Origin of the sequence: Paracoccus marcusii, assembly GCF_028621715.1 — a bacterium.
Taxonomy (GTDB): domain Bacteria; phylum Pseudomonadota; class Alphaproteobacteria; order Rhodobacterales; family Rhodobacteraceae; genus Paracoccus; species Paracoccus marcusii.
Genome location: NZ_CP117466.1, coordinates 2,906,722 through 2,920,541, shown reverse-complemented (window position 1 = coordinate 2,920,541; position 13,820 = coordinate 2,906,722). Strand labels below are relative to the sequence as shown.

Genomic DNA, 13,820 nt, shown 5'->3' with positions numbered 1-13,820 from the left:
GGGCCCGCTGACAGCAGGCTGACGGGGGCTGTCAGCGGGCTGTCAGCTTGGCCGTGCTAGGACGCGGTGATGAAACGATCCCTGTCCGGCCTGATGCTGATCCTGCTGCCGCTGACCCTTGCGGCGCAGCCGATCGCCCCCGATTACGAGACCGCCCGCCAGGCGGTGGACCGCGGCGACATGCTGCCGCTGGAACAGATCCTGGCGCGGATCGAGGCGCGCCATCCCGGCCGCATCGTCGAGGTCGAGCTGGAAGACGAGGACGGCCTGTGGCTCTATGAGATCGAGGTGCTGACCCCCGAGGGCCGCCTGATCGAGATAGAGCTGGACGCCCGCACGGGGGCGATTCTGGGATACGAGGAAGACGACGACTGATGCGCGCCCTTGTGGTCGAAGATGACAGCCGGATCGCCGCCGATCTGGGCCGGGCGCTGACGGTGGCCGGGTTCCGCGTGGACGGCACCGCATCGGGCCAGGACGCCTGGTTCCGGGGCGGGACCGAGGGGTACGACCTGATCGTGCTGGACCTGGGGCTGCCCGACCTGGACGGTCTGACCGTGCTGAAACGCTGGCGGGCAGAGGGGTGCGATTCGCCCGTGCTGATTCTGACCGCACGGGGCGCCTGGACCGAGCGGGTCGAGGGGATCGAGGCCGGTGCCGACGACTATCTGCCCAAGCCGTTCCGCATGGAGGAGCTGGTGGCGCGGGCCCGCGCCCTGGTGCGCCGGGCAGGCGGCCGGGCCGAACCGCGGATCGAGGCGGGCCGCCTGACCGTCGATCTGAACCGCATGACGGCGCTGGTCGATGGCGTGCCGGTCCCGCTGACCCCGCTGGAGTTCCGCCTGATCGCGCATCTGGCCGTTCACCGCGACCGCGTCGTCTCGCCCACGGAACTGCTGGAGCACCTTTACGGCGACGATGACGCGCGCGAGGCCAACGCGCTGGAGGCGGTGGTGACCCGCATGCGCCGCAAGCTGGGTCCGGGCATCGTCGCGACGCGGCGCGGCTTCGGCTATCTGCTGGAGGGCGGTGCATGAGGCCTTTGTCGCTGCGCCTGCGGCTGATGCTGCTGGGCGGGGCGACCATCCTGCTGGTCATGGCGCTGTCGGTGACGATGCTGGCGGTGTTGTTCGACCGCCATGTCCAGCGCGTCGCCGTGTCGGACCTGCGCGATCGGGCGCTTGTTCTGCTGTCGGTGATCGAACCCGGCACGCTGCCGCAGATGCGCGACCAGCCTCGCAACCCGTCGTGGCAGCTGCCATTCTCGGGGCATTACTGGCAGGTGTGGCTGGGGGACCAGCCCCTGCGGTCGCGGTCGCTGTGGGACGTGACGCTGCCTGTGCCCGCGGATGCGCCGCCGCCGGGCGAGGGGCGGGTGCTGCAGCTGGACGGGCCGGGCGACCAGCGCCTGCTGGCGCTGGATCAGCAGGTGCTGATCGGGCAGGGCGCGACCGCGTCGCCCATCCGCCTGATCGTGGCCGAGGACATGGAAGATTCCGCGCAGGCCCGTGCGGCCTTTCTGCGCGACCTTGTCCCTTGGCTGGCAGGATTGGCGGCGCTGCTGCTGGCGGCGTCCTTCGTCCAGGTCACGCTTGGCCTGCGCCCGCTGGCCCAGGTCGGCGCGCATCTGCGCGGGTTGGCGCAGGGGCGCAGGCGGCGTCTGGGCGACGATCTACCGGCCGAGGTCGCGCCCTTGGCACGCCAGCTGGACCATCTGCTGGACGATCGCGACCGAGAGCTGGATCGCGCGCGCCACCGCGCCGGCGATCTGGCGCACGGGTTCAAGACGCCGCTGCAGGCGCTGCTGGGCGATGCCGAGGCGCTGCGCGATCAGGGGCGGACCGAACAGGCCGACAGCATCGAACATGTCGTTACCGTCATGCGCCGTCATGTCGACCGTGAACTGGCGCGCGCGCGCATCCGCACCGACGCCGCACAGGCCCGCGCGCATCCCGCGCCGGTCGTTGCCCGGCTGGTGCAGGTGTTGCGACGCACGCCCGCGGGTGCCGGGCTGGACTGGCAGGTCGACCTGCCGCAGGCGGTCGCGCTGCGCATCGATCCCGATGACCTGACCGAGGCCTTGGGCGCGCTGCTGGAAAACGCCGCGCGCCATGCGCGGTCGCGGGTGCAGGTCGTGCTGCGCGCGAATGGCGATCGGGTGGCCATCGTCATTCGCGACGATGGGCCAGGCGTTCCCGACACAGAACTGGCGCGGTTGGCGCAGCGCGGCGTGCGGCTGGACCAGGGTGGCGACGGTCACGGCATCGGTCTGGCCATCGTCACCGACATCGCCGAGGCCGCGGGCGGTCGCCTTGAGCTGATCAACATGCTGCCGGGCCTTGCGGCGGAATTGCACCTGCCGCGCCACCCGGACTGATGGTCAGGACGCGAACAGACCGTCGAAATCGGCAAAGCCCTTGACCTCGATCGGGTTGCCCGAGGGGTCGAAGAAGAACATCGTCCGCTGCTCTCCGGGCTGGCCCTTGAAGCGGATCTGGGGCGGGATGTCAAAGGACACGCCCGCCGCGGCCAGGCGGTCGGCCAAGGCCAGCCAATCCGCCAGCGGCAGCACGACCCCCAGATGCGGCATCATCACCATGTGATCGCCCACCCGGCCGGTGCGGGTCGTGGGAAAGGGCGTGCCCAGATGCAGCGACAGCTGGTGGCCGAAAAAGTCGAAATCGACCCAGGTGTCGGTGGACCGACCCTCGGCACAGCCCAGGATGTCGCCATAGAAGCGACGGGCCGCGTCCAGGTCGGTGACATGGATGGCAAGGTGGAACAGGGATTTCATCGCGGCCTCCGTGGTTGCGGGGCAGTGATGCACGCGCGGGCCGCGCCCCGCAAGTCAGTCCAGCGCGTCCAGAACCCCGCCCGCCACGCGTGCGGTGTCCGACCAGCTCGGCAGCGCCGCCCCCGCCCGTGCGGCGGCGGCCGCCCGTGCGGCACGCTCGGCCGGGTCGGTCAGCATGCGGCGCAGCGCCTGCGCCAGCGCGGGCGCATCGTCGGGTGCGACCAGCAGGCCCGCATCGGCCGGAACCGTTCCCGGCACCGCGCCCGCGCGCGTGCTGACGATGGGCAGGCCATGGGACAGCGCCTCGTCGAAGACGATGCCGTAACCCTCGTACCGGGTCGCCAGTGCAAAGATCGAGGCCTTTCGGTACAGGTCCGCCAGGCGATCCGCCTCGACCCGTCCGGCCAGCTCAAGCCGTCCATCCAGTCCGCTGGCGGCGATCTGCGCCTGCAGGTCGGCCACATGGGCCGCGTCCCAGGGGTTGCCCACGATCACCGCCTGCCAGTCCAGATCGGCCAACGCCGCCAGCGCGGCGATCAGGACATCATGACCCTTGCGAGGGTGCAGGATGCCCACCGACAGGATCAGCGGCGGGTCCTGCGGCGTGGCGGGCTGTTCCGGGCGGTCGGTGCCGGGGCGGGCGACGGTGATCCGGTCGGCGGGCACATCATAGCGGTCGACCAGCATGTCGCGCGTATGCTGGCTGGGCACCATCACGTGGCGCGCATGGGCCAGGTTCGCGCGCTCGGTCCGCCACAGATGGTCGGCCAGATCGGCGGGCAGGGCGCTTTCCTGGGCCAGGGGATGATGGATCATCGCCACGATGGGCGCGCGGATCGCGGCCACCCCCTGCGGGTCCAGCGCGCCAAAGGCCAGCCCGTCGATGATCACTGGCCGATCCGCGGGCAACGCCTGCAGCGCGTCAAGCGCCTGGCGCATGTCGCTGTCGGACGGGGTCGGAAAGCTGTCGGGCAGGGCCAGGACATCGACATGCCGGCCCTGGTCGCGCAGCCCCTGGACCATGCGGCGGTCGTAGATATAGCCGCCGGTCAGGGTGGTGATGTCGCCCGGCAGGGCAAAGGTCAGGGTCTTTGGGTCGGTCACGGGTCTGCCTGTATGGCTGCGGGGGCGGGACGGTTGACGCGGCGCTGCGCCAGCAGGACCAGCAGCCCCGGCAGGGTGCTGGCCAGAAACATCAGGCCGAAGGCCAGGCTGGCGGCAAGCCCCGCCTGCGCGCTGGCGCCGATCAGGGGGAACAGCCCGGCGGCCGCACCCTCGCGCAGACCCCACCCGCTGACGGTCAGCGGCAGGATCATGGTCAGCAGGATCAGCGGCACCAGAACGGCGGTCTCGACCGGGGACATCATCGTGCCGGTGGCCGCGGCGCAGAAGGCAAAGGCCGCAAGGTTGGCCCCGGTGATCGCCAGGTTCAGCGCCACCTGACGCGGCAGGGCGCCCGGCGCCAGCAGCGTGACGCGCAACGCGCCCCGCAGATCGCGTGCGGCGGTGCCCGCGCGCCCAGGCAGCTGTCCCGCGCCGCCGATGGCCAGCATCGCGATCAGCGCGACGCTCAGCAGCGCGCCGATCAGGCCCATGACCCAAGACGGCAACGTCAGCCCGCCCGGCATCAGCGTCACGGTCAGCGCGCCCGCCGCCAGCACCAGGAACAGCGCGACCTGGCCCGCCAGGCGCTCGATCGCGACGGCGGCGCCGGCGCGGCGCAGGCCCGCCTGATGACGCGCGCGGACTGCGCGGCCGGCATCGCCCACGACACCGCCGGGCAGCGACTGGTTGACGACCTGCGCAAGGTAGTATTCGCCGATGGCCCGGGTGAGGGGGATGGTCTGGCCAAGCTGCCTCGCCGTCAGCCGCCAGCGCATCGCCGACAGCACCGTTTGCGCCGTCAGGGCCAGCGCGGCGGCCGCCAGCCACAGCGGATCGGCACGCACCAGCAGGTGCAGCGCCTGTTGGCCGTCAAGGCCGAACCACAGAAGCGCCATCACCGCCAGGGCGACCAGAATTTGAAGACTACGTGTCACGTTCATGCAGGAGGCACGTCCAGGGACCCGGAAAAGTTGCGCATGAAACGGTCGCGAAGTGCCTCCATCGGCATCGCCGGGCTGCCCGGTTCCGGGACCAGCCCCCGCGTCAGGCCCCAACCGTCGGTCCGCGCGACCAGATCGGGCGGGCCGATGACGTGGATCGGAACCTCTCGGCGGTCGTCCAGGCCGATGGTGGTGGCGGCCTGGTGATCGCCGACCAGGATCATCAGGGGCGCGTCCTCTTCTTGCCGCGCGGCATAGTCCAGCACCGCCTGCAGCGTATAGTCGATCGTGTCACGATACTGGGCCCGCACCCGGTCGCGGTCGCGCCATACGACGTTCGGCGGATCGCCCGCTTGCGCCATCGCGTCGAATTCGGTGCCGTCGCCCAGATCCTCCCAGGGCAGCATTTCGGGGACAGGGGTCCAGGGCGCGTGGGACGAGATCAGGGCGATCTGCGCGAACAGGCGGCGCGGGTCGCTGCCGTCGCGCAACAGGCGGTCGGTGGCGGCCAGCGTGAATTGATCGGGCATGGTGACCCAGTTGAACGGCTGCCCGCGATAGCCCAGGTCGGGTGCCGCCAGGATCCGCTGGAAGCCCATCGTCGACGCCTCGGGCCAAGGACGAACGATGGCGGGCATCACGGCCGCGGTACGGAACCCGGCATCGGCGGCGTGGTGGAACAGCGTGCGGCGCCCGCTGGCGATGGCCGCCTGATAACGCGTCTGGTCATTGACCCACAGCCCGTTGGCCAGCGTCGCATGCGCCAGCCAACTTTGCCCGCCATGCGTCGGCGACGTCAGGAAGCCTGATGCCATGGCCAATCCGCGATCCTGCAGCACCTGTTGTCCCTGGCGCAGCCGGGGCAGGTGCGTGTCGGCATAGAAGGGCGTGTCAAAGCTGGTGCGGCCATAGCTTTCCAGAAAGATCACCAGAACGTCGCGGTCGATCAGCGCCAGCGGATCCTGCAGCCCGGCCAGCGTGTCCTGGCGCGCCTGTTCGTTGAACTGGCGCAGCTCTGTCACGGTGCGTGCCGACAGCTGCGCGCGGTCGATGGCATAGGCGGCCGTCGGGGGCGGCATTACCGCCAGCAGTGCGATCCCCGCGACAGAGGCTGCCAGACCGGCGATCCGCATCCAGGCGGCACGCGGGGCCCGGCGCATCAGCACGCCCATCGCCCACCATGTGCCCGCTACGATAAGCAACGTGGCCAGAAGCGCGGCCAGAACCGCACCCGCCGCCTGCCAGGGGCCCAGGCTGCCGGCGATCAGCCGGACGGATGCATCGATCAGGGGCAGGTCCGCGACCGGGTTGAACCTGCGGCCCAGGCTTTCCAGCATTGCCAGGTCCGCGACCTTCAGCACGGTGACCAGCGTCAGGGCCAGGGTCGCCGCCACGCGCAGCAGCCGCCCCGCGACCGTCCGGCCCGCGGCCAGCGCCAGCAGGATCAGCACCGCCAGTTCCGGCGCCGGGCGTGCCAGCGCGGCCCAGGCCAGCTGATCGGGATGCGCGGGCAGCGCCAGCAGGACGTGCAGCAGCAGGATGGCGGCAAGGACCGACAAGGGCCGGGGGGTCACCGATGGCCCCGCAACCACAGTACGTCGCGGCCAAAGGACCAGATCAGCGCCGCCGCCGCGATCCGCGCCAGGGTGATCGCCAGATCGTCCGACAGGACCGGCACCTGAAGCGCGATCAGCGTCGCAAGCTGCAGCACGCAGACGGCCTTGCGGGCATAGCTGACCGGCAGCGGCGCCATGATCCACGGCCAGACCAGCCCCGCCCCGATGAACAGATAGCGCATGACGCCCAGGGCCAGGATCTCGGGTCCGACGGGGCTGCCGGCAAGGGCGTGCAGCGCCAGGATCAGGGCCAGCGCGGCGTCGACCTCCATGTCGAAACGGCCACCGAAATCGGAGCACAGGCCGCTGCGCCGCGCCAGCCAGCCATCCACCCCGTCCAGGGTCAGTGATATGGTCGCGATCGCCGCCACTGCCCAGCCCGCCGCGACCCCGCCGACCAGGGGCGCGATCAACGCCGTCGTCAGCGCCATGCGCATCAGCGTCACCGCGTTGCACGACCCCAGCCTGGCATGCGGATAATGCCTGCGCATCGCAACGCAGACCAGCGCGGCCCCCGCCAGATAGACGACGCCCGCGACCAGGGCACCCGTGCCCTGGCCCAGGACCATCACGCCGATGCCCAGGTTCAGGGCCAATCCCGCGGGAATGGCCAGGATCAACCCCTCGGGCAGGCGGCGGCCTGCGGCGGGGGCCGGTCTTACGGTGGGATTGGTAAGGTCGGGGCGGGAAATTTGCATCGGGTGAACATATGACAGGGGCATGACGCGTCAAGCTGACTTCTGAACAGGCTTGCCTCAGCACGATCCCGGGCTATCCTGTCACGACAGGAGGGCTGCGCCATGGATCACCGACCCGCAGGCTATGGCACCACGGCGCGGATGCTGCACTGGCTGGTCGCGGCGCTGATCCTGGCGATGATCCCGGTGGGTCTGCTGATGGTGCAGGACGGGCTGGACCGCGGCCTGGGCGACGCGCTGTACCTGTTTCACAAGAACGTGGGCAGCCTGCTGATCGTCATCATCGCGGTGCGGCTGGTCTGGCGGCTGACGCATCCGCCCGCGCCGCTGCCCGCGACCATGCCCGACTGGCAGCGGCGGGTGGCGGGGCTGTCGCATCTGGCGCTGTACGGGCTGATGATCGTGATGCCGCTGTCGGGGTACGTCCGCGTGCGCGCGGGCGGCTTTCCGATCGAGGGGCTGGATGCGCTTGGAATGCCGACGCTGGTCCCCCGGTCAAAGCCCCTGGCCGACGCCGCCAGCAGCCTGCACGAACTGGCGGCCTGGGCGCTGATGGCGGTGTTGGCCCTGCATGTCGGCGCGGCGCTGCACCATGCGCTGGTCCGTCGCGACGGGGTCTGGGCGCGGATGTGGCCGCCGCGGGCGCGCTGAGCCCTCGACAGGACCGTCCGGTTTGGATATGGCCATGCGGCGCGAATGACGGGGACCGTTGGGTCGCACCGGATTATCAAATATTGATCACAGGCGGTTGAACGAAAGGTCCTGTCGCGGCGTTCGACGGTGACGTCGAAAATGCCGCCGACCAGGAGAGATCGTGACCAAGACCCAAGACCTGACGATTCTGGTCGTCATCGCAGCGGCGCTTGCCGGCGTGTTCACCCTCGATCTGATGGTGCCGTTGGGGACGGCGGTCTGGCTAATCTATATCCTGCCGTTGAGCCTTGCGGTCTTCGCGCGCTGGCCCGCGCTGCCGGTGGCCACGGCCGTGCTAGTCTGCGTGGCGATGGCGCTGGCGTTCCAGAAGGACAACACCGGCATCGATCCGACCGTGGCGGCCGTGAACCGCGGCTTGGCCGGGATCGTGTATCTGTGCCTGGGATTTCTGGGGCGAAGGCTGATCGTCACCCGCGGCAAGCTGCTGGACACCGACTGGATCACCGGCACCCAGGTCGCGGTGTCCCGTGCCGTCCAGGGTGACCTGACCGCGGAAAAGCTGGCCCGCCAGGTCCTGCAGGTGCTGGCCGACCGGATCGGCGCGCGGGCCGCCGTCGCCTATGCCCGCAATGGACATGGCCACCTGCGGCTGGCGCAATGGGGCACCGACGGCGACGCCCTGGCGGAACGCGTGGCGGACGACGAAGGCCATCTGGGTCGCGCCGTCACCGAAGGTCGCATCCTGCAGATGTCCCTGGCGCCGGACCAGGCGCTGGGCTGGGCGACGGGACTGGCGCGGGGGCGCACGGCGCATGCGCTGATCGTGCCGATGCGGGACGGGCAGCTGATCAACGGCGTGCTGGAGTTCGGGCTGGATGCCGCCCCGCTGCCTCGCGTGATCGACCTGTTCGAGCGTATCGGAGATAAGCTGGGCATTGCGCTGCGATCCGCCCAGTACCGCCAGCAGCTGCAAGAGTTGCTGGAGGAGACCCGCCGTCAGGCCGAGGAGTTGCGCGCCCATACCGAGGAGCTTGCGGCGTCCAACGAGGAGCTGGAGGAGCAGACCCGCGCCCTGCAGGACAGCCAGCGCCGGTTGGAGGCTCAGCAATCAGAGCTGGAAGAACAGAACGCCCAGCTTGAAAGCCAGACCCAGGAGCTGGAGGAACAGCGCGATGCGCTGGCCCGGTCGCGCCGGATGTTGGAGGATCAGGCGCAGGAGCTGGCGCAGGAGAGCCGCTACAAGTCCGAATTCGTCGCCAACATGTCGCATGAGCTGCGCACGCCGCTGAACGCGCTGCTGATCATGTCGCGGCTGCTGTCGGACAACCGCGGCCGCAACCTGTCCGAGGAGCAGGTCCGTTGGGCCGAGACGATCGAGGCATCGGGCAAGGATCTGCTGGCGCTGATCAACGACATCCTGGACCTGTCCAAGATCGAATCCGGCAAGATGGACGTGTCGCGCGACACGGTCGAGCCGCAGGCGCTGGCCGACAAGCTGGTGCGCGCCTTCGAGGCGCAGGCCCGCGACAAGGGGCTGACCCTGTCGGCGCAGGTCGATCCCACGGTCGCGGCGTTCTCCTCCGACCGGCAGCGTCTGGAGCAGGTGCTGCGGAACTTCATCTCGAACGCGCTGAAATTCACCGAACGGGGGCAGGTGGTGCTGCACATTTCCCCGGCGGCGCAGGGGATCGCGCTGTCGGTGCAGGACAGCGGCATCGGCATCGACGCCAGCCAGCAGGAGACCGTGTTCGAGGCGTTCCGGCAGGCGGACGGCACCATCTCGCGCCGCTTTGGCGGAACGGGGCTGGGCCTGTCGATCTGCCGTGAACTGGCCGATCTGCTGGGCGGGCGCATCACGCTGACCAGCGCGCCCGGCAAGGGCAGCACCTTCACGCTGATCCTGCCCGCCGCCCCGGCGCTGCAATCGCCGGCGCCTGCGCGGCGGTCCTTGCCCGCGCCCACGATGCCCGAACCCGCGCCGATGATGCTGGACGCCCTGCCGGGGGTCGAGGACGACCGCGCGGACATCAGCGCCGGCGACCGGGTGATGCTGGTGGTCGAGGACGATCCGGCATTCGCCCGCATCCTCTATGGTCTGGCGCAGGAGCTGGGCTTCCGCTGCGTCTGCGTGGGCCGAGCGGATGACGCGGTGCGTGCGGCGCGCCATTTCCTGCCGCAGGCGATCGTGATGGATGTGGGCCTGCCCGACCATTCGGGCCTGTCCGCGCTGGACCGGCTGAAGCGTGACACGACCACGCGACACATCCCGGTGCATATGGTCTCGGCCGACGATTACACCAAGGAGGCGCTGGCCCAGGGCGCCATCAGCTATATGATGAAACCGGTGCGGCGCGACGACTTGGCCACGGCGATCCGCAATCTGGAGACCCGCCTGGAACAGCGCCTGCGCCGCGTGCTGATCGTCGAGGACGATCCCGCGCAGATGCTGGGGCTCAAAGCGCTGCTGACCAGCGACGGGGTCGAGACGGTGGGCGCCGGTACCGCCGCCGAGGCACTGCAGATCTGCCGCAGCCAGACGGTCGACTGCATCGTACTGGACATGACCCTGCCGGACGCCTCGGGGTTCGAGGTGCTGGAGCAGCTGGACGGGGACGGAACGGCGTCCTTCCCGCCGGTCATCGTCTATACTGCGCGCGCCCTGTCCGAGGCCGAGGAGCAGCGCCTGCGCCGCTATTCGAAATCGATCATCATCAAGGGCGCCAAGTCGCCTGAACGCCTGATCAACGAGGTTACGCTGTTCCTGCATCAGGTCGTGTCCGACCTGCCCCAGAAACAGCGCGACATGCTGGCCGCATCGCTGAACCGCGATGCGCAGCTGGAAGGGCGCCGCATCCTGGTGGTCGAGGACGACATCCGAAACGTCTACGCCCTGACCGGCGTGTTCGAGCCGCATGGCGCGACCGTGCAGATCGCCCGGAACGGCCGCGAGGCGCTGGAGGCCCTGGGTCGCATCAACGACGGTGCCGCGCCCAAGATCGACCTGGTGCTGATGGACGTGATGATGCCCGAGATGGACGGCCTGACCGCCACGCGCGAGATCCGCAAGATCGACCGCTGGAAGGGCCTGCCCATCATCATGCTGACCGCCAAGGCGATGGCCGAGGATCAGAACCAGTGCCTGGCGGCGGGGGCGAACGATTATCTGCCCAAGCCCCTGGATGTCGACAAGCTGCTGTCGCTGACCCGCGTCTGGATGCCGCGATGAGCGTCGATCCCGTCCCCCTGCGCGCGGCCGACGCAATCGAGCTGGACCTGTTCCTGGAGGCGCTGAACCGGCGCCACCATTACGACTTCAGGTCCTATTCGCGCGCATCGCTGGCCCGTCGCGCCGAACTGGCGCGCGAAAGGCTTGGCTGCGCGACCCTGTCCGAGGTGCAGGGCCGCCTGCTGCACGATCCCGCGGTTCTGCCCGACATCATTGACGCGATGACCGTGCAGGTCAGCGAGCTGTTTCGCGATCCGGCCTATTACCTGGCGCTGCGCCGCGAGGTGATCCCGCATCTGCGGACATTCCCCTCGCTCAAGGTCTGGGTGGCGGGCTGTGCCGATGGCGAGGAGCTGTATTCGCTGGCCATCCTGTTCCGCGAGGAGGGGCTGTTCGACCGCACGATGTTCTATGCGACCGAAATCAACCGCCGCGCCCTGGCCCGGGCCGAGGCCGGCATCTATGACATCGATCGCCTGCCGGTCTTCTCGCAGAACTATCAGCGGGCGGGGGGGCTGGGATCGCTGTCGGATTACTATACCGCCGCCTATGGGCGCGCGGCCTTTGACCGGGGCCTGCGGTCGCGCACGGTGTTCACCGAGCACAACCTGGCCACCGACCAGGTCTTTTCCGAGGTCCAGCTGGTGTCGTGCCGGAACGTGCTGATCTATTTCGACGGGACGCTGCAGGACCGCGCCGTGGGCCTGTTCGCCGAGGCGCTGGCGCGGGGCGGCTTTCTTGGTCTCGGTTCTCACGAGACTTTGCGCTTTTCCACCCATGCCGCGTCCTTCGCGGCCTTTGCTGAACCGGACCGGATCTGGCGCCGGAATGCCGACCAGGAGACTGTTCATGCCCGATAGACCCATCCGTTTCCTGATCGTCGACGACATCGCGGAAAACATCATGGCGCTGGAGGCGCTGCTGCGGCGCGACGGGCTGGTTGTCGACACCGCGCGGTCCGCGACCGAGGCGCTGGAACTGATGCTGCAGCACGATTACGCGCTGGCCTTCCTGGACGTGCAGATGCCCGGCACCGACGGCTATGAGCTGGCGGAGCTGATGCGGTCCACCGAACGCACCCGCGGCGTGCCCATCATCTTCGTCACCGCCGCCGAGATGGACGAGGCCCGCCGGTTCCGCGGGTACGAGGCGGGGGCGGTCGACTATATCTTCAAGCCCATCGACCCGGTGGTGCTGAAATCCAAGGCCGAGGTGTTCTTCCGCATCGGCCGCCAGGCCAAGGACCTGCAGCGCCAGCGCGACGAGATGCAGGACATCGCACTGCACCGCGACCGCGCAATGGCGCAGCTGAAGGCGCATGCCGACAATTCGCCGCTGGCGTTTGTGACGTTGGACCGGAACCTGTGCGTGCGCAGCTGGTCCAAGGGGGCCGAACGCATGTTCGGGCGGCCCGCGGGAGACATGCTGGGCATGACCGCCACCGCGGCGGGCTGGCTGGACGAACAGGGGGCCGCGCTGCTGACCGGCTGGCTGGACAGCCAGCAGGACGGCGTCCCGCGCTTCTCGGCCGAGATCAGCCTGGATCACGCCGATATCGGCCCGATCTGCTGTGAGGTCTATGGATCGGTCCTGTCCGAGGGTCTGAACCGCCAGTCGCTGTCGCTGCAGGTCCAGGACATCACCGAACGAAAGCAGTCCGAAGAGGTCCGCGCCCTGCTGATCGGAGAGCTGAACCACCGCATCAAGAACACCCTGGCCAACGTTCAGGCCATCGCCCGCCAAAGCCTGCGCCAATCCGGCAGCCTGCCCGAATTCGAGACCAGCTTTGGCGGACGCCTGCAGGCACTGGCCCGCGCCCATTCGATCCTGTCGGATGCGACCTGGGCCAGCGCACCGCTGGATCAGCTGATCGACGACCAGATCAGTTCGGGCACGCTGGACGGCGACCGGCTGCGCCGCGACGGCCCGCCGGTGGAACTGGCCCCCGACACCATGCTGCGCCTTGCGCTGACGCTGCACGAACTGGGCACGAATGCGGCGAAATACGGGGCGTTGTCGGTTCCGGGCGGGATCGTGCACATCGCCTGGCGCCTTGAGGGGCAGCGCCTGGTCCTGACCTGGCGCGAGACGGGCGGGCCGGCGGTCACCGCGCCGTCGCGCATGGGCTTCGGCATGACGCTGATCGGGGCGGCCGGCGGCGGCGATGCGGCCGCGGTCAGCGCCGACTGGAACCCCGACGGCGTCGTCTGGACCATCCGTCTGACCGACGGCGTGACCCGGCTGGCGGGCCAGGCCGCCGCCGCCGAGGCGCTGGTCGGCCAGCCCGTCATCCGCGCATCGACGCTGGAGGGCGCGCGCGTCCTGCTGGTCGAGGACGAGCCGCTGGTCGCGCTGGACCTGCGCTATGAGTTGGAGGATGCCGGAGCCACCGTCACCGGCGTCGCCCGCAGCGTCCCCGAGGCGATGGCCGCCGCCCGGAACGGGCCCATCGACCTGGCCCTGCTGGACGGCAACCTGAAGGGAGAGCCGGTGGACGAGGTCGCGGCCCTTTTCGACAGCCTGTCGGTGCCGTTCTGCTTCGTGTCGGGCTATGGCCGCGAGAACCTGCCGCAGGGGTTCGACCATGCGCCGCTGATCGAAAAGCCGTTCCGCCCCGACACGCTGCGCACGATCCTGACCGCGCTTCTGGCGCGCGGGGTGCCAGACGCCGCTGAATAAGGACGCCGTCCTGCCCGATGCGCGTCCCGACCGCCGCGGTCCGTGCGCATCGGCTGGGGCAGGTCCTGCGTTCCGGCAGGCTGCGCGGCGCGCGAACGACCGTTCCGT

General features: G+C 69.6%; 12 protein-coding genes. 7 read left to right on the top strand and 5 right to left on the bottom strand.

Features of this window, described 5'->3' with window-relative positions; translation table 11 throughout:
• The first annotated feature begins 69 nt into the window (after positions 1–69).
• Genes PRL19_RS14445 through PRL19_RS14435 form a run of 3 tightly spaced genes read left to right on the top strand, consistent with a single transcriptional unit; the run spans position 70 to position 2,377 of the window.
• Positions 70–375 carry a PepSY domain-containing protein gene (locus PRL19_RS14445; RefSeq protein ID WP_273743369.1) on the top strand — a complete coding sequence of 102 codons (306 nt, stop codon included), beginning with the start codon at positions 70–72 and terminating at the stop codon, positions 373–375.
• Positions 375–1,037, top strand: a complete 663-nt coding sequence (locus tag PRL19_RS14440; protein WP_273743368.1) for a response regulator — start codon at positions 375–377, stop codon at positions 1,035–1,037. Before PRL19_RS14445 ends, PRL19_RS14440 begins: the two co-directional genes overlap by 1 nt.
• Positions 1,034–2,377: a sensor histidine kinase gene (locus PRL19_RS14435; RefSeq protein WP_273743367.1), complete on the top strand. Its 1,344-nt coding sequence runs from the start codon at positions 1,034–1,036 to the stop codon at positions 2,375–2,377. The genes PRL19_RS14440 and PRL19_RS14435 overlap by 4 nt, the downstream gene beginning before the upstream one ends.
• Before the next feature lie 3 nt (positions 2,378–2,380).
• Here the strand turns inward: PRL19_RS14435 and PRL19_RS14430 are convergent, their stop codons facing one another.
• Genes PRL19_RS14430 through PRL19_RS14410 form a run of 5 tightly spaced genes read right to left on the bottom strand, consistent with a single transcriptional unit; the run spans position 2,381 to position 7,153 of the window.
• Positions 2,381–2,794 carry a VOC family protein gene (locus PRL19_RS14430; protein ID WP_273743366.1) on the bottom strand — a complete coding sequence of 138 codons (414 nt, stop codon included), beginning with the start codon at positions 2,792–2,794 and terminating at the stop codon, positions 2,381–2,383.
• 54 nt (positions 2,795–2,848) lie between these two features.
• Positions 2,849–3,898 (bottom strand): glycosyltransferase family 4 protein, encoded by a 1,050-nt coding sequence (locus PRL19_RS14425; protein WP_273743365.1) that lies wholly within the window; start codon positions 3,896–3,898, stop codon positions 2,849–2,851.
• Positions 3,895–4,839, bottom strand: a complete 945-nt coding sequence (locus PRL19_RS14420; RefSeq protein WP_045998988.1) for a lysylphosphatidylglycerol synthase transmembrane domain-containing protein — start codon at positions 4,837–4,839, stop codon at positions 3,895–3,897. The genes PRL19_RS14425 and PRL19_RS14420 overlap by 4 nt, the downstream gene beginning before the upstream one ends.
• Complete coding sequence (locus tag PRL19_RS14415; protein ID WP_273743364.1) at positions 4,836–6,413, bottom strand: alkaline phosphatase family protein; 1,578 nt, start codon at positions 6,411–6,413, stop codon at positions 4,836–4,838. Before PRL19_RS14415 ends, PRL19_RS14420 begins: the two co-directional genes overlap by 4 nt.
• On the bottom strand, positions 6,410–7,153 hold the full coding sequence (locus PRL19_RS14410; protein WP_273743363.1) for a CDP-alcohol phosphatidyltransferase family protein: 744 nt from the start codon (positions 7,151–7,153) through the stop codon (positions 6,410–6,412). Before PRL19_RS14410 ends, PRL19_RS14415 begins: the two co-directional genes overlap by 4 nt.
• Before the next feature lie 102 nt (positions 7,154–7,255).
• Between PRL19_RS14410 and PRL19_RS14405 the strand changes: the two genes are divergently transcribed.
• From PRL19_RS14405 to PRL19_RS14390, 4 genes are all read left to right on the top strand, one after another.
• Positions 7,256–7,804 carry a cytochrome b gene (locus PRL19_RS14405; protein ID WP_273743362.1) on the top strand — a complete coding sequence of 183 codons (549 nt, stop codon included), beginning with the start codon at positions 7,256–7,258 and terminating at the stop codon, positions 7,802–7,804.
• A 163-nt stretch (positions 7,805–7,967) separates the two neighbouring features.
• The gene (locus PRL19_RS14400) at positions 7,968–11,033 is read left to right on the top strand and encodes a response regulator (RefSeq protein WP_273743361.1); all 3,066 of its coding nucleotides are present in this window, start codon (positions 7,968–7,970) and stop codon (positions 11,031–11,033) included.
• The gene (locus PRL19_RS14395; RefSeq protein WP_045981320.1) at positions 11,030–11,893 is read left to right on the top strand and encodes a CheR family methyltransferase; all 864 of its coding nucleotides are present in this window, start codon (positions 11,030–11,032) and stop codon (positions 11,891–11,893) included. The genes PRL19_RS14400 and PRL19_RS14395 overlap by 4 nt, the downstream gene beginning before the upstream one ends.
• Positions 11,883–13,712 carry a response regulator gene (locus tag PRL19_RS14390; protein WP_139598141.1) on the top strand — a complete coding sequence of 610 codons (1,830 nt, stop codon included), beginning with the start codon at positions 11,883–11,885 and terminating at the stop codon, positions 13,710–13,712. Before PRL19_RS14395 ends, PRL19_RS14390 begins: the two co-directional genes overlap by 11 nt.
• Positions 13,713–13,820: the final 108 nt, after the last annotated feature.